This is a genomic window from Aliiroseovarius sediminilitoris (assembly GCF_900109955.1).
Lineage (GTDB): Bacteria > Pseudomonadota > Alphaproteobacteria > Rhodobacterales > Rhodobacteraceae > Aliiroseovarius > Aliiroseovarius sediminilitoris.
Window position 1 is genome coordinate 2,352,827 of the sequence record NZ_FOJB01000001.1, and the last position, 15,836, is coordinate 2,368,662.

Below are 15,836 nucleotides of genomic sequence, written 5' to 3' on the forward strand. Positions count from 1 at the left end.
TCACCGAACAACGGTCCGTCTCGGGGGAACGTTTTGCAGGCCGATGGCGTTGAAGGCCCGCGTATGAATTGTTGGCGTGACGCCTTTGAAACATGCCCAAGCAAGGAGACTGGTCAACTATGCCAGATCATCAAGCAGACCCTGACCGTAGCAGTTTGTTCAATCCGGGACGAAACTGCTGGAGGGTCAACACGGCCCTGAAATTTGAACTGGTGATTGATGGTGCCGCATATTTCCGTGCATTGCGCGAGGCGTTGATCACGGCAGAGCGGCAAGTGCTTCTGATCGGCTGGGATTTCGATCTGGAGATCGAAATGCTGCCAGGGGAAAGCAATGAAGATGGTAACGCTCCGGACGGATATCCCAACAAGGTTGCCGATTTTATCGCGGCCGTGGTCGAGCGTGCTCCAGACCTTAACATCTATCTCTTGCGCTGGAGCGGATCAGCAGTGGTCGCGCCGGGCCGTCTGGTGCCTGCGGTGCGCCTGAACATGGCTGGACCGGATCGAATCAAACTGGCACTGGACGGGCGTCATCCTGTCGGCGCATGTCATCATCAAAAGATCGTTGTCGTGGATGACCGACTGGCCTTTTGCGGTGGCATCGACGTCACCGATGCACGTTGGGACACGCCGGATCACACGCCCGATGATCCCCGGCGTGTGCTGCGCGATGGGTCGCCCGCCGCCCCCTGGCATGACGTGACAACCGCCGTGGCAGGCCCAGCCGCGCGCGATTTGGCAGAATTGGCCCGCATACGATGGTTGCGGGCAACCGGAGAGGCGCTAGAGGCACCTGACTTGCCCGATCGCGACATATGGCCCGCTTCGCTGGACGTCAGTTGCCGTGATGTCCCTGTGGCGATTTCGCGAACCGAGCCACCCGACGAAGATCGTCCCCTGATCAACGAAATCGAAGAAATGGTCTTGGATGGAATTGCGTCCGCTCGATCGTCGATTTACATTGAGAGTCAATACTTTGCATCAGACGTCGTCACTGATGCGCTGTTTCGACGTTTGCGAGAGCCAACCGGACCCGATATCATCGTGATAAACCCGGTGCAGGCCGAAAATATTGTTGAAGACAACGCCATGCATGTCACCAGAACGCGCATGGTCAACGAGCTTCAGGAAGCCGATCATGACAATCGGTTCTGCATTCTATCGCCCGTCAATGCTGCGGCTCAACCGATCTATGTCCATGCCAAAGTGTGCGTGATCGATGATCGGGTGTTGCGCGTGGGGTCCAGCAACATCGACCGACGCTCAATGGGGTTCGACACCGAATGCGACCTGAGCATAGAAGCGCGAAATGACAACACCCGCGAGATCATTGCAGGGCTGCGCAATCGTCTCTTGGCCGAGCACTTGGGATGCAGTCCGGACACCCTGAAAGAAAACATCGCCAAGTCCGGCAGTCTCCTTGCCGCTGCGAACGAAATGAACGCCTTGGATGGGCGCGGCTTGCGGCCACTCGATCTGAAAGAAGATACAGGAGCCGGGGCGATCCTTGCCGATACCCGTCTGCTTGACCCACGATATGAGCGCGGCACCCCCAAGCGACGCGTCGTGACCTCACGCCACATTGCGGTGGGTGTGGCGGTGGCGGCGGTTATTGGAACAGCCTATCGCTATCTGCTTGGCTGATCAGTGGTCGAACCACGCATCAAGCTTAGCCAATCATGACCTGTATTACAAAGCAGGATAACATTGCGTTCAGTAGGACCATCAGAGAGGGTAAGCCGCACACAATCCGGCCCGAAGGGCGCCCGTGACCCGTCATGGGGAAGACATATCTGTTTGTGGGAGAGATCCGAATGACGCAGGTTGAAACGCTGGACGGCAACTTTGACTACATCATCATTGGCGCTGGAACCGCAGGCTGTGTTCTGGCCAACCGTCTGAGCGAAGACCCTAAGACACGGGTTCTGTTGTTGGAAGCGGGCGGCCGAGACAACTACCATTGGGTGAAGATTCCCGTTGGGTATCTCTATTGCATCGGCAATCCGCGCACCGATTGGATGATGAAGACCGCGCCTGAACCGGGCTTGAACGGTCGCGCGCTGGTGTATCCGCGTGGCAAGGTTCTTGGCGGCTGCACCTCAGTAAACGGCATGATCTACATGCGCGGACAGTCTTCTGACTATGACAACTGGCGGCAATTGGGAAATATCGGTTGGGGGTGGGACGATGTCCTGCCTTATTTCCTGAAATCCGAAGACCACCATGGCGGTCATACAGACCTGCACGGCGCAGGCGGCGAATGGAAAGTTTCGAAGCAGCGGCTGCGGTGGGATATTCTATCTGCCATTCAGGACGCTGCGAAAGAGTTCGGGATCCAGCCACGCGATGATTTCAATGACGGCAACAATGAAGGCTCGGGCTTTTTCGAGGTGAACCAGAAAAATGGCGTCCGGTGGAGCACGGCCACGGGGTTTCTTCGCCCTGCCATGGGTCGTGCCAACCTTCGGGTTCTGACGCGGGCGCATACCCAACACTTGATCCTTGACGGCAAAGTCGCCAAGGGCGTCCGTTTTCAGTGGAAGGGCAAACCATTCGAGGCACGTTGCACGGCCGAAATTGTGCTGGCGGCGGGCGCGATCAACTCGCCCAAGACACTCGAACTGTCAGGGGTCGGTCAGCCGGACAGGATCTCCGATTTGGGCGTCACACCGGTCCATGAAAGTCCGGGCGTTGGCGAAAATCTTCAGGATCACCTTCAAATTCGTACAGTGTTCAAAGTGCAGAATGCAAAAACCCTGAACACGATGACCAATTCTTTCTGGGGCAAAGCCCGCATGGGGCTGCAATACATGCTGACCCAAAGCGGGCCCCTTTCGATGGCGCCCAGCCAGTTTGGAATGTTCACCAGATCCGATCCCTCACTGGACACTCCAGATCTGGAATATCATGTTCAGCCGTTGTCAACCGACCGGCTTGGCGACCCGTTGCATCCTTTTCCGGCGATTACCGTGTCGGTCTGCAACCTGAGGCCTGAGAGTATCGGGAACTGCCACGCTCAGTCGAAAGATCTGAAGATACAACCGGATATCCGGCTGAACTATCTTTCCGCAGAGAACGACAAGCGGGTGGCGGTTAGTTCCATACGGCAGGCACGCAGCATCATGTCGGCCGCTTCACTCAAGGACTATCACCCCGAAGAAATCCTGCCCGGCCCCGCCCACCAGGACGATGCCGCCCTTCTGCAAAAAGCCGGTGAGATCGCCACGACCATATTTCACCCCGTCGGAACCTGTAAGATGGGCAATGATCCTGCCGCAGTGGTCGGGGCTGATTTGCGAGTCCACGGCCTGCAAGGATTAAGGGTGGTTGACGCGTCCATCATGCCCAGGATCGTATCCGGCAACACCGCATCACCCGTCGTGATGATCGCCGAGAAAGCCGCCGATATGATAAAGCACGGCACCACGTGACTGACCTTTGGCTTATCGTAGCGACGGTTTCCGGTGCTGATCTTGTGTTGCAAGGATGCGTTGATGGAAAATCATTTCAACACATTCCAGATCACCGCCGTCGACCGACCGGCGGCGGTGGTTTTCGTTCGCCTGTAAAGCGGACATGCGACATATTCGCTTTTGAAGAGCACTCTGCGGAAAGATGCTCAACATCCACGATCTGTTCGAAGTGGTCAAAGATGTATTGTTGTTCAATTTCGCCGCGATGAGTTGCGTGGTCTAGCCCGGCGCCAACACATAGGTCACGATGCTTGAACGTTGGGGCAAGACACGCAGGGCCATCCCGCCCGGCGCGCCTCACTGTTGCGCGGGCCGGGCGCGTATCGTTTCTGTTCGTGGCACCTCCTCGTCAAAGTTTAGAATTTACGAAATCGACATATTTTCTTGACGTTTTGCCAAGGGCGCTCTTATCTTTATATTTATCGCGCGTCGCGTTCATAGGCTTCAGGTGTCAAAATGGGTCAACTAAAAATTCGCAATATGGAAGAATTCGCGTCGATAAGCGGCATTTCCCGCCCGACCGTGTCCAAATATTTCAATGATCCTGACAGCGTGCGCACCTCAACCCGGGCGAAAATTGAGGCCGCTCTCAAGAAGTATGATTACCAGCCCAACGTGTTTGCGATGAACCAGAACAGGCGCACGACCAAAAACATTGGTATCGTGGTTCCAAATCTTGCTGACCCATTTTTTTCCGAAATTGGACGCCGCGTCGAGTTGGCCTGTATAAAGGCGGGTTATAGCCCAATCCTGCTCAGCTCGCACGGCAGCCCGGACATGGAGCGGGAAAACCTGCATTCTCTGAGGTCTCTTAAACCGGCGGGGGTGCTGCTCGCACCGTTCGGAAGGATGTCAGACAAGGATGCCGTTCAAGCCTTTGACGAAGATTTCCCGCTCGTTCTGTTTGACGCCAATATGAACGATATCGGTCAGGCTTTCGTAGGGACAGACAATTCCCAAAGTGTTGGTCTCATCGTTGAATACCTTTGCCGAAGCGGTGAAGCACCCTGCTTCTTCGAGATGAAATCCCCAACGAACCCCAATGCCAACAAACGCCACCAAGCCTATGTTGACAGTATGGAACGACATGGCTTCGAGCCTCGAATATTTCAGGCTGACGGCGACGGTTGGGACTTCGAGGAGATCGGCTGCATCGAAGGCGGACGGTTGCTTTCGTCCAAGGCGTTTAACACCAACACAATCCTGTGCAGCAACGACCGTTTGGCGATCGGCATGCTTTCGGCGGCATATGGTCTGGGCTTGCAGGTGGGGCATGGCGCTGGTTGCGACCTTCGGATTGCCGGTCATGATGATCACCCGTTTTCCAGATTTACCTGCCCCCCGCTGACGACGATCGCGCAAGATTACGAAGCCATTGCGAATCGAGCCGTGGATGAATTGTTCGGTATGCTAGAGAAAGAAGAACGCCTCTCCGATCGAACAGAGACGACATTTGAAGGGCGGCTGGTGATGAGAGACTCTGCCTAAGCTATTGCTTTCGCACCCGTGTTTATTATTTTTTACGCGCGCAAAAATTTAATTGACTTCGCGTCATCAGCTTGAGTATTCTGATCTCATCATCCAACCAGGAGGAGATTTCGGATGTCATATAAAAGAACACTCTATGCTGCGACGGCGATTGCGCTCGTTACAGCTGGCGGTGCAACTGCCGAGAATTTGGTGATTGCGACCGTGAACAACGGCGACATGATCCGCATGCAGGGTCTGACACAGGACTTCACAGACAAGACCGGTCACACGGTTGAGTGGGTCACTCTGGAAGAAAACGTACTTCGTCAGCGCGTCACAACAGATATCGCAGCCAAGGGTGGCTCGTTCGATATCATGACGATCGGTATGTACGAGACACCGATCTGGGCTGCCAACGGCTGGCTTATCCCCATGGATGACCTTTCCGCCGAATACGACGCCGACGACATCCTGCCCGCAATGCGGGGCGGCCTGTCCTATGAAGGGACGCTCTATGCGGCACCGTTCTACGGCGAAAGCTCGATGATCATGTATCGCACCGATCTGATGGAAAAAGCCGGCCTGGAAATGCCCAAGGACCCGACTTGGACCTTCATTCGCGAAGCCGCTGCTGCAATGACCGACCGCGACAACGACATCAACGGCATCTGCCTGCGCGGCAAGGCTGGTTGGGGTGAAGGCGGTGCCTTCATCACGGCGATGTCGAACTCGTTCGGCGCACGCTGGTTCGACGAAGACTGGAACGCCCAGTTCGACACGCAGCCCTGGGCTGACACTCTGAACTTCTATGTCGGCATGATGAATGAATCCGGACCGAACGGTTATGCGACCAACGGGTTCAACGAAAACCTGAACCTGTTCCAGCAGGGCAAATGCGGCATGTGGATCGACGCCACGGTGGCGGCGTCCTTCGTAACCAACCCCGAAGATTCCGAAGTTGCTGACAAAGTTGGCTTCGCTTTGGCACCCGACAATGGTTTGGGCAAGCGCTCGAACTGGTTGTGGGCATGGGCTCTGGCGGTTCCCGCCGGGACGCAAAAAGAAGCAGCTGCGAAATCATTCATCGAATGGGCCACTTCGAAAGACTACATTGAACTGGTTGCTGCAAACGAAGGTTGGGCAAACGTGCCTCCGGGTGCCCGCACATCGCTGTACGAGAACCCCAACTACCAAGAAGTTCCTTTCGCTGCGATGACGCTGGAATCGATCCTGTCGGCTGATCCGAACAACCCAACCGTGGACCCAGTTCCTTACGTTGGTGTTCAGTTCGCAGCGATCCCGGAATTTGCAGGTATCGCAACTGAGGTAAGTCAAGAGTTCTCGGCTGTTTATGCCGGTCAGCAGTCTGTGGAAGAGGCGCTTGCCAAAGCACAAGCTCTGACAAATGACGCAATGGAAGCCGCTGGCTACCGCTAAACGCGTCCTTGATCCGGGGGGCAACGCACTCTCCCTTTGTGCTCCCCGGATCTCACACAAGTCTTTCAAAAACACGGCTCCGTTCATGATAGGCTAAAGTCTATCAACAGAGGAGGTATGCCCAATGGCAACCCAACATTCCCGATCAGCAGCCCGCATCATGATGGCCCCAGCAGTTATTCTGCTTCTTGGCTGGATGCTCGTGCCCCTGATCATGACGCTGGTCTTCTCATTCAAGAAATACCTTCCGCTGCGCGGCGGCGACCTTGGGTGGGTTGGCTTCGAAAACTATGTGCGCTTTGTCAGTTCCAGTGCTTTTTGGCCGTCAGTGCTTGCAACATTGACGATCGTCGGTGGCGTGCTGGTGATTACACTCGTATTGGGCGTAGTGCTGGCGATCCTGCTTAACCAGCCAATGTGGGGTCAAGGGGTCGTCCGTATTCTGGTGATCGCGCCGTTTTTCGTCATGCCGACCGTTTCCGCGCTGGTCTGGAAGAACATGTTCCTGGACCCGACCAATGGGCTGTTTGCTCATCTATGGCGCTTCTTTGGTGCCGAGCCGGTGTCGTGGCTGTCGGAAGCATCGCTATCGTCCATCGTTCTGATCGTGTCCTGGCAGTGGTTGCCCTTTGCGACGCTGATCCTGCTGACCGCGATCCAGTCACTTGACAGCGAGCAGTTGGAGGCCGCCGAAATGGATGGTGCCCCACCGCTCAAGCGTTTTGCTTTCATCACGCTCCCACACCTGAGCCGTGCGATCACAATCGTGCTGCTTATCCAGACGATCTTTCTGCTGGCAATCTTCGCTGAGATTTTCGTGACAACCGGTGGTGCATTCGGCACTCGGACGCTCACGTATCTTATCTTCCAGCGTGTGCTCGAAAGTCAGAACGTCGGCTTAGGCTCGGCCGGTGGCGTATATGCAATCATTCTCGCCAACATCGTTGCCATCTTCCTGATGCGCATCGTCGGCAAGAACCTGGACGCGTGAGGAACACATAATGGCTCGCTCAGTAACTCAACAACGCAAGATCATCAATACGACCGCCGCTTGGGCTGTCGGTCTGCTGATCTTCTTCCCAATCCTCTGGACCATCCTGACAAGCTTCAAAACCGAAGCCACGGCTATTGCGGATCCCCCTGTGTTCCTTGCCTTCAACTGGACACTGGAAAACTACACCGCAGTCATGGAGCGTTCAAACTACGCCAAGTTCCTGTGGAACTCGATCATCATCGCGGGCGGCTCGACCATCCTTGGCATCATGATTGCAGTTCCCGCAGCTTGGTCCATGGCGTTCGTGCCCGGAAAGCGGACAAAGGACATCCTGCTCTGGATGCTGTCGACCAAGATGCTACCGGCGGTGGGTGTGCTATACCCTATCTATCTGATCTGCATCAAACTGGGGATACTGGACAGTCGCATCGCGCTGGTCATCATCCTGATGCTGATGAACCTGCCGATCATCGTCTGGATGCTTTATACCTACTTCCGCGAGATCCCCGGCGAAATCCTTGAAGCGGCACGCATGGATGGCGCGTCGCTGCGGGAAGAGATCCTTTATATTCTCACGCCAATGGCGATCCCCGGAATTGCCTCAACCTTGCTGTTGAACTTCATCCTGGCATGGAACGAGGCCTTCTGGACCCTGAACCTGACCGCAGCAAACGCGGCACCACTGACAGCGTTCATCGCAAGCTACTCCAGCCCCGAAGGCCTGTTCTTCGCCAAACTCAGTGCAGCCTCGACCATGGCCATCGCACCGATCCTCATTCTCGGCTGGTTCAGCCAGAAACAACTCGTTAGCGGCCTGACTTTCGGCGCTGTGAAATAAGGAACTGACCAATGGGACAAATCAAACTCAACCAAGTGACCAAAAGCTTCGGTGAAGTCGAAGTCATTCCACCGCTTGATCTCACAATCGAAGACGGAGAGTTCACGGTGTTCGTCGGCCCCTCGGGCTGCGGCAAGTCAACACTGCTCCGCCTCATCGCGGGCCTTGAGGACATCACATCAGGGCATATCGAGATCGACGGCGCAGATGCGACCAACGTGCCCCCCGCAAAACGCGGTCTGGCAATGGTGTTCCAATCCTACGCGCTTTACCCGCATATGTCGGTGCGCAAGAACATTGCGTTCCCGATGAAAATGGCGGGCGTGCCCGAGGACGAACAGAAACGTCGGATCGAGAACGCGGCCAAAGCGTTGAACCTGACCGATTATCTTGACCGCAAACCCGGTCAACTGTCGGGTGGCCAGCGTCAGCGGGTCGCCATCGGCCGGTCGATCGTGCGAGAGCCTGCGGCGTTCCTGTTTGACGAACCATTGTCGAACCTCGACGCCGCCCTTCGGGTCGGGATGCGCCTTGAAATCAGCGAGCTTCACAAGCGGCTTGAGACAACGATGATCTATGTGACCCACGATCAGGTCGAAGCCATGACCATGGCTGACAAGATCGTCGTGTTGCGCGCCGGGTTCATTGAACAGGTCGGATCCCCGCTGGAACTGTATCACGAGCCACGCAACGAATTTGTCGCAGGCTTTATCGGCTCACCCAAGATGAACCTGATGAAGGGGGCAGAGGCGGAAAAACATGGTGCCGCAACGATCGGCATCCGGCCCGAGCATACCGACGTCAGCACCACCGAAGGCACCTGGAAAGGCATCGTCGGCGTGGCCGAGCATCTGGGGTCGGACACGTTCATCCACGTCCATGAAACCGGACTGGACACAGGCCCCGGCGATATGTTCACGGTGCGGATCACCGGCGACATCCAGGTCAAGCATGGTGACGAGATCTACCTCACACCACAGCTCGACAAGCTGCACAAATTTGACGCTCAGGGCCTGAGAATCAACTGATGCAGTTGGCTGGCAAAACAGCACTGATAACAGGGGCCGCCCGGGGTATCGGGCGGGCCTTTGCCGAGGCCTATGTCAACGAGGGCGCTAAGGTTGCCATTGCCGACATCGACCTGGACCGTGCGAAAGCCACAGCCAACCAGATTGGCGACAGCGCATTCTCTGTCCATATGGATGTTACGGATCAGGCCAGTATCGAAAAGGCCATGGCCAAAACTATCAACCATTTTGGGCAGATCGACATCCTGATCAACAACGCGGCGCTCTTTACCGCAGCACCCATCGTCGAGATTGAGCGTGATGATTACCAACGCGTCTTCGATATCAATGTCGGGGGCACGCTTTTCACCATGCAGGCCGCCGCGCGCCACATGATCGAACGCGGCCAAGGTGGCAAGATCATCAATATGGCAAGTCAGGCCGGTCGGCGCGGCGAGGCGCTTGTTGCGGTTTATTGCGCCACAAAGGCCGCCGTGATCAGCCTGACCCAGTCGGCCGGACTTGATCTGATCAAGCACGGTATCAACGTCAACGCGATCTCACCGGGTGTGGTCGATGGCGAACACTGGGACGGCGTGGATGCGTTTTTTGCCAAGTATGAGAACAAGGCACCCGGACAAAAGAAACAGGAAGTTGGCGATGCCGTGCCCTTTGGGCGCATGGGCACGCCAGAAGATTTAACCGGCATGGCCGTCTTTCTGGCCAGCGACGCGGCGGATTATATCGTCGCGCAAACCTACAACGTGGATGGTGGACAATGGATGAGCTGATCTCCCTTTCGAATGCGACCCTTGACCAACTGAACGTCGAACGCCCCCTCTATGACCGTGCGGCGTTGAAGCCCGGCATCGTGCATATCGGCGTCGGCAATTTCCACCGCGCCCATCAGGCATGGTATCTGCACCGTCTGATGCAGGCTGGCAAAGCCTTGGATTGGGCGATTATCGGTGCTGGCGTGCGCCCCTATGATGCCGCGATGCGGGACAAACTATTGGCGCAGGATTGCTTGACCACGTTGATCGAGCTTGACCCGGAGAACGTCTCTGCCGAAGTTGTCGGTTCGATGATCGACTACCTCCCGATCGAGGACGGCAACGCATCGCTTATCCGCCAAATGGCAGACCCCGCCATTCGCATTGTCGCCATGACCGTTACCGAAAGCGGTTACTATGTTGATCCCGTCACTAAAGGGTTCAACGCCGCGCATCCTGATCTTGTGCACGACGCCGCCCACCCTGACGCGCCCCGCACCGCGTTTGGTGCCATGGTTGCCGCGCTTCGGCTGCGTCGTGACGCAGGCCTTGGGCCCTTTACCGGCCTCAGCTGCGACAACCTGCAAGGCAACGGCAACATCCTGCGCCAGACGGTTGTGTCACTTGCGGCCATGTCCGACCCCAACCTTGCAAGCTGGATCGACACCAACGCCACGTTCCCCAATTCCATGGTCGATTGCATCGCACCGGCCACCGGCCCAAAAGAACTGGCCCTTGCGGCGGACTTTGGCATCAAAGATGCCGCCGTTGTCACCCACGAAGCCTATCGCCAATGGGTGATCGAGGACAACTTCTGCGCCGGACGGCCGGATTGGGATGAAGTTGGCGCAACCTTTTCGGATGATGTCCACGCCTTTGAGACCATGAAAATCCGCATCCTGAACGCGGGGCACCAGGTCATCGCAAATGTCGGCGAAATCCTCGGCATGGAAACCATTGCCGAATGCATGGCACATCCCGGCATCTTGGCGTTTTTCGACAAAGTTCAAAGGACCGAAATCGCTGTGACCGTTGACCCGGTTCCCGGTCGCACCCCCGCTCAATATGTTGACTTGATCGTCAAGCGGTTCTCGAACCCACGGATTATCGACACGACACGCCGTGTGGCGTTCGACGGCTCCGCGCGTCATACGGGCTTTGTCTTGCCGATCGTGCGCGATCAGCTTGCAGCCGGGCGCAGTGTGGACGGCCTTGCGCTGGTCGAAGCACTTTGGGCCCGCATGTGCGCCGGAACCCGCGAAGATGGCACCGACATCGAGGCCAACGATCCAATCTGGGCTGAACTCACATTAGTTGCGCATGCAGCAAAAGAGCGCCCTCGGGCATGGCTGGAGCAAAGTAAAATCTACGGCGACTTGGCAAGTTCAGAAACATTTTCTGATACTTTCCACAAATGGCTTTCGATGATCTGGGTCCAAGGCTGCGAAGCTGCCCTGAGCGAGTATGCAGAGGTGGCGCGTGAAGAGGCGTCTGCCTAGCTGGTAATGTGGCTCGAAGAAAAGGGCTTCCTTGGCCCCGGTTGACTTTTGAGATTAAAGGCAACGATCCAGATATCCGCGAAGAGAGACCGTAACGATCACTACCGGCCACTCTCAGGTGCCATAGGGCTTTTGTTTTCGCCTCTGAGATTATTATTATTGTTTGCAAGAAAAGAGTGGCGGAGGAGGTGGGATTCGAACCCACGGTAGACTTTCACCTACGTCGGTTTTCAAGACCGGTGCATTCAACCACTCTGCCACTCCTCCGACGAGCGAAGGGATAGCGGTGGTTGTGCGATTCTGAAAGCAGGTTTTCGCGGGCTGGTTTCTGCCCACCGCAAGATCGCGTTGCGCGAGAGCCTTTTCACGCGTGCGATGTATCGTTAGACTACCGCATAATCGGGATCGATACCCGGCAGCAGAGCAGTTCCGGGCGCAAGGCCCGCATGACAATTAGGGGCGAGACATGGCAAGCAAGACCACTCTGAAAGTGGCCATTGTGTTGGGCAGCGCACTGTTTCTTTCGGGTTGCGAAGACACCAAGCTTCCTGAATTTCTGAAAAAGAACGATACGGGTTCAGCATCCGCAGCAACTGGCAAAAGCGGGCGCGCCCAAAGCCGTGAACGGGATGTAGAAGCACCCGAGATCTTTCAGCTGGCGGAAAAAGGGTTGTGGGACGGTCGTCCCAGCCTTGGTGGTGTTTGGGTGGCGCACCCGGACGCCAAAGACCCCGAACGAGTGATTATCCGCAACCAGTCCAATGGCAAATCCGTCGTTGGTGCTTTGTTTCGGCGAGAACGCGAGGTGCCGGGTCCGCGCTTTCAGGTGTCGTCAGATGCGGCTGAAGCCCTTGGCATGTTGGCTGGTGCCCCTGCCGAGCTGAGCGTGACCGCCTTGCGTAAAGAGGTCATCAGGGAAGCACCTGCCGCGCCGTCCGAGGACCTGGATGATCCCGCCGATATCGAGCAATCTTCGCTGGACGATCCGATTGCGGCGGCGTCGGCGGCACTTGCGAAAACCGAAGCGGCCTCGGCGCAATCTGCACCTCCGCCCAAACCCGCTGTGCCACAGGCCGCCGCTGCCAGCGCCCTGCCGAAACCCTATGTTCAGGTTGGCATATTCTCGTTTGAGGCTAATGCCGAACAAACTGCGGCCGAGTTGCGAAAGGCCGGTATGACCGTGACAATCAAACCGGGATCATCGAATGGTAAATCGTTCTGGCGCGTGCTGGTCGGCCCGGTCGGCACGCAGGCAGAACGCTCGGCAGCGCTGAAGAAAACAAGCGCGATGGGCTTTACCGATGCCTATCCTGTCTCGAACTAATGCCCTTCCGGGTAAATCAATAAAGGCCACCAACCTCCTATGCTATTCCGTCTCACTTTGCTCATCTCCGCCCTGCTATCCATATTGGCTGTCGCCACCCTGCCGGCCCGCGCGTTCGAAACGCGGGCGAATTCGGCATATGTGCTGGACATCAACACCGGAACAGTTTTGATGGAGAAGAACGCCGACGTCCCACTGCCTCCTGCGTCGATGTCAAAGCTGATGACGGTGAACCTGCTGTTCGAGGCGCTGGCAGATGGGCGCGTCACGATGGGCACCCAGTTTGGCGTGTCGGAACGGGCTGCGTCCATTGGTGGGTCGACCATGTTTCTGGAACAAACCGACCGCCCAACGGTCGAGGACCTTATTCAAGGCATCATCGTTCAGTCCGGAAACGACGCCAGCGTCGTGATCGCCGAAGGGCTGGCCGGGACGGAAGACGCCTTTGCCCGTATGATGACCGAACGTGCGCGTGACCTTGGCATGGAAAATTCCAGTTTTGGAAATTCTTCTGGCTGGCCACATCCATTGCAGCGCATGTCGATGAAGGACTTGGCCATTCTTGCACGTCATATCATTGTCGAGTTTCCGGACTATTATCGTTATTTCAGGCAATCCGAATACTACTACAAGGGTCGCGCACCCGATAACCGCTTTAACCGCAATCCGCTGCTGGATCTTGGAATTGGTGCCGACGGCCTGAAAACCGGCCACACGCAGGAAGCCGGATACGGCATTGTCGGTTCAGCCCTGCAAGGCGACCGTCGGATCGTCTTTGTGATTTCAGGGATGGCCTCTGAAAAAGAGCGCGCTGAAGAGGCCGAGGCAATCGTCAACTGGGCGTTTCGACAGTTTACCATGGAGACGACCGTGAAAGCAGGCGAAAAGATTGCCGAAGCGGATGTCTGGTTGGGCGCAGTCGATACGGTCGGTCTTGTTCCTGCACAGGATGTCAATCTTCTGATCCCGGCAGGGCAACGCGAGGGTGTTTCGGCAACGATCAACTGGAACGGCCCGATTGCGGCCCCGATTGCACAGGGTCAGGAACTTGCTGAAATGGTGATCAGCCGCGACGGTCTCAGCGACACGGTGGTGCCGCTGTTCGCTGACGAAGGCGTGGGGAACGCCGGGTTTGGAAAGCGACTGACGGTGGCCGCCGAACGCGTTCTGGCGCTGGTAATGGGCAATGACGCGCCACCAGCCGCGATCCAGCCAGAAGCCGCGACCATAAGCAACTGACGCAGGAATGGCCGGACTTTTCATCAGTTTTGAAGGCATTGACGGCTCGGGGAAATCCACCCAAGCCAAGCAGTTGGCCAGGGCGCTGGAGCAGGCCGGGCACGAGGTTGTCCTGACCCGCGAACCGGGCGGCAGTCAGGGGGCCGAGGAAATCCGGTCGCTGGTTCTGGAAGGCGACCCGGATCGCTGGTCAGCCGAGACCGAGTTGCTGTTGTTTACCGCCGCCCGGCGCGACCATCTGGAGCGATTGATCCACCCTGCATTGGCTGCGGACAAGATCGTTATCTGCGACCGCTTTGCCGACAGCACGCGCATTTATCAGGGCACCCGATCCGGTGATCTTCGCAACATGGTGGATCAGTTGCATGACCTTGTCATCGGGCGCGAGCCTGACCTGACATTCCTGATCGACATGGATCCCGACACAGGTTTGTCACGCGCCAAGGGGCGCGGCGGCACCGAAGAACGATTTGAGGATTTCGGCGCAGATTTGCAGCACAAGATGCGCGCCGGGTTTCTGGAACTCGCCCAGCAGTTTTCCGACCGCATCCGCGTCATCGACGGAACGCGTGACATCGACACCGTCGCCGCGGATGTTCTGAGGATCGCCCGCGAGGCCGTAGGCGTTGCCAAGTCAGACGCATGAGCACAGATATCGACAACATTCCTGAATCCGACCGGATCGACGGCGCCCCGCACCCGCGCGAAGCCGCTCGACTGATCGGCCAAGACGCGGCCCAGGCGGATTTTCTGGACGCATATACATCCGATCGCTTGCATCACGGGTGGTTGATCACCGGACCGCGCGGCGTGGGGAAGGCGACGCTGGCCTGGCGCATTGCCCGGTTCCTTCTGGCCACCCCGGCGGACGATGGCGGCATGTTTGCAGCCCCTGCCCCCACCAGCCTTGATATCCCCGACGATCACCCGGTCGCGCGGCGCATCCGGGTGCTGTCGGACCCCGGCCTGTTTCTTTTGCGCCGCCCTTGGGACGAAAAAAACAAGCGCCTGAAAAGCGACATCACCGTGGACGAGGTGCGCAAACTCAAGCATTTCTTCGCCATGTCATCGGCCGGGGGCGGGCGTCGCGTGGTGATCGTCGATGCGGCAGACGAAATGAACACATCGGCGGCCAATGCGCTCTTGAAGCTGTTGGAAGAGCCACCGATAGGGGCGGTTTTGATGCTGATCAGCCATCAACCCTCTCGCCTGCTGCCGACGATCCGTTCGCGGTGTCGCGAATTGCGGCTTGCCCCCTTGTCCCCCAGCGATCTGGCTCAGGTGATGGCGGAACTGGATGAAACCCCATCAGCCGAGGACACGATGCGACTGGGAGAACTGGCAGCGGGGTCAGCGGGGGATGCGCTTCGGCTTCGGCATCTTGATGGTCTGGCGATCTATGCTGCTCTGATTGACATCTTTTCGGCAGGGCGAGAATTTGACCGACCGCGCGCCCTTCGATTGGCAAACAGCGCCGTGGGCAAGGCCAATGCCGAAAAGTTCGAATTGATCTTGCGCCTGTTTGATCTTTTTCTGGCCCGATTGGCTCGTCACGGGGCCGGCTTTGCACCGTCCACCGAGGCCGCACCGGGTGAGGCCGCCTGCCTGGCACGCCTTTCCCCCGGTCCGGATGCGGCCCGTGCTTGGGCGAGCTTGCAGCAAGAGTTGTCGGCGCGCGCGGTACATGGGCGGGCTGTTAACCTTGACCCCGCCGCGCTCATCCTTGATATGGTTTTCAGGATCAACGACACGGCGGCGCGCCAAGCCGCCTGAGGCAAGG

At 57.3% G+C, this 15,836-nt stretch carries 13 protein-coding genes and 1 tRNA gene; 13 read left to right on the forward strand and 1 reads right to left on the reverse strand.

What is annotated here, in order from left to right; all coding sequences use genetic code 11:
* The first annotated feature begins 119 nt into the window (after positions 1–119).
* From BMY55_RS11650 to BMY55_RS11690, 9 genes are all read left to right on the forward strand, one after another.
* Positions 120–1,646, forward strand: a complete 1,527-nt coding sequence (locus tag BMY55_RS11650; protein WP_091430820.1) for a phospholipase D-like domain-containing protein — start codon at positions 120–122, stop codon at positions 1,644–1,646.
* Positions 1,647–1,816: 170 nt separating this feature from the next.
* Entirely contained in the window at positions 1,817–3,433 is a 1,617-nt protein-coding gene (locus tag BMY55_RS11655) for a GMC family oxidoreductase (protein WP_091432459.1), read from the forward strand.
* A 498-nt stretch (positions 3,434–3,931) separates the two neighbouring features.
* The gene (locus BMY55_RS11660) at positions 3,932–4,963 is read left to right on the forward strand and encodes a LacI family DNA-binding transcriptional regulator (RefSeq protein ID WP_091430822.1); all 1,032 of its coding nucleotides are present in this window, start codon (positions 3,932–3,934) and stop codon (positions 4,961–4,963) included.
* 114 nt (positions 4,964–5,077) lie between these two features.
* Positions 5,078–6,382 (forward strand): ABC transporter substrate-binding protein, encoded by a 1,305-nt coding sequence (locus BMY55_RS11665; RefSeq protein ID WP_091430823.1) that lies wholly within the window; start codon positions 5,078–5,080, stop codon positions 6,380–6,382.
* Between the two features lie 124 nt (positions 6,383–6,506).
* The gene (locus BMY55_RS11670) at positions 6,507–7,373 is read left to right on the forward strand and encodes a carbohydrate ABC transporter permease (RefSeq protein WP_091430825.1); all 867 of its coding nucleotides are present in this window, start codon (positions 6,507–6,509) and stop codon (positions 7,371–7,373) included.
* A 10-nt stretch (positions 7,374–7,383) separates the two neighbouring features.
* Entirely contained in the window at positions 7,384–8,214 is an 831-nt protein-coding gene (locus BMY55_RS11675; protein ID WP_091430827.1) for a carbohydrate ABC transporter permease, read from the forward strand.
* A gap of 11 nt (positions 8,215–8,225) precedes the next feature.
* Entirely contained in the window at positions 8,226–9,242 is a 1,017-nt protein-coding gene (locus BMY55_RS11680; RefSeq protein ID WP_091430828.1) for an ABC transporter ATP-binding protein, read from the forward strand.
* Positions 9,239–10,012 (forward strand): L-iditol 2-dehydrogenase, encoded by a 774-nt coding sequence (locus BMY55_RS11685; RefSeq protein ID WP_091430830.1) that lies wholly within the window; start codon positions 9,239–9,241, stop codon positions 10,010–10,012. Before BMY55_RS11680 ends, BMY55_RS11685 begins: the two co-directional genes overlap by 4 nt.
* Positions 10,000–11,493 (forward strand): mannitol dehydrogenase family protein, encoded by a 1,494-nt coding sequence (locus BMY55_RS11690; RefSeq protein ID WP_091430832.1) that lies wholly within the window; start codon positions 10,000–10,002, stop codon positions 11,491–11,493. The genes BMY55_RS11685 and BMY55_RS11690 overlap by 13 nt, the downstream gene beginning before the upstream one ends.
* Before the next feature lie 177 nt (positions 11,494–11,670).
* Here the strand turns inward: BMY55_RS11690 and BMY55_RS11695 are convergent.
* Positions 11,671–11,760: transfer RNA gene (locus tag BMY55_RS11695), tRNA-Ser, on the reverse strand.
* A gap of 199 nt (positions 11,761–11,959) precedes the next feature.
* Here BMY55_RS11695 and BMY55_RS11700 point away from each other — a divergent pair.
* From BMY55_RS11700 to BMY55_RS11715, 4 genes are read left to right on the forward strand one after another with little or no spacing between them, the layout of a single operon-like run.
* The gene (locus BMY55_RS11700) at positions 11,960–12,817 is read left to right on the forward strand and encodes an SPOR domain-containing protein (protein WP_091430833.1); all 858 of its coding nucleotides are present in this window, start codon (positions 11,960–11,962) and stop codon (positions 12,815–12,817) included.
* Positions 12,818–12,856: 39 nt separating this feature from the next.
* Positions 12,857–14,056 carry a D-alanyl-D-alanine carboxypeptidase family protein gene (locus tag BMY55_RS11705; RefSeq protein WP_091430835.1) on the forward strand — a complete coding sequence of 400 codons (1,200 nt, stop codon included), beginning with the start codon at positions 12,857–12,859 and terminating at the stop codon, positions 14,054–14,056.
* Positions 14,057–14,063: 7 nt separating this feature from the next.
* Positions 14,064–14,702, forward strand: coding sequence for a dTMP kinase (gene tmk, locus BMY55_RS11710; protein ID WP_091430837.1), 639 nt, complete (start codon positions 14,064–14,066; stop codon positions 14,700–14,702).
* Positions 14,699–15,829, forward strand: coding sequence for a DNA polymerase III subunit delta' (locus BMY55_RS11715; protein WP_091430839.1), 1,131 nt, complete (start codon positions 14,699–14,701; stop codon positions 15,827–15,829). Before tmk ends, BMY55_RS11715 begins: the two co-directional genes overlap by 4 nt.
* Positions 15,830–15,836 lie beyond the last annotated feature (7 nt).

Coding starts and splice junctions, on each gene's coding strand:
- tmk (WP_091430837.1), top strand. CDS start 14,064: ATGGCCGGACTTTTCATCAGTTTTGAAGGCATTGACGGCTCGGGGAAA.
- BMY55_RS11655 (WP_091432459.1), top strand. CDS start 1,817: ATGACGCAGGTTGAAACGCTGGACGGCAACTTTGACTACATCATCATT.
- BMY55_RS11700 (WP_091430833.1), top strand. CDS start 11,960: ATGGCAAGCAAGACCACTCTGAAAGTGGCCATTGTGTTGGGCAGCGCA.
- BMY55_RS11715 (WP_091430839.1), top strand. CDS start 14,699: ATGAGCACAGATATCGACAACATTCCTGAATCCGACCGGATCGACGGC.
- BMY55_RS11705 (WP_091430835.1), top strand. CDS start 12,857: ATGCTATTCCGTCTCACTTTGCTCATCTCCGCCCTGCTATCCATATTG.
- BMY55_RS11680 (WP_091430828.1), top strand. CDS start 8,226: ATGGGACAAATCAAACTCAACCAAGTGACCAAAAGCTTCGGTGAAGTC.
- BMY55_RS11665 (WP_091430823.1), top strand. CDS start 5,078: ATGTCATATAAAAGAACACTCTATGCTGCGACGGCGATTGCGCTCGTT.
- BMY55_RS11675 (WP_091430827.1), top strand. CDS start 7,384: ATGGCTCGCTCAGTAACTCAACAACGCAAGATCATCAATACGACCGCC.
- BMY55_RS11690 (WP_091430832.1), top strand. CDS start 10,000: ATGGATGAGCTGATCTCCCTTTCGAATGCGACCCTTGACCAACTGAAC.
- BMY55_RS11660 (WP_091430822.1), top strand. CDS start 3,932: ATGGGTCAACTAAAAATTCGCAATATGGAAGAATTCGCGTCGATAAGC.
- BMY55_RS11670 (WP_091430825.1), top strand. CDS start 6,507: ATGGCAACCCAACATTCCCGATCAGCAGCCCGCATCATGATGGCCCCA.
- BMY55_RS11650 (WP_091430820.1), top strand. CDS start 120: ATGCCAGATCATCAAGCAGACCCTGACCGTAGCAGTTTGTTCAATCCG.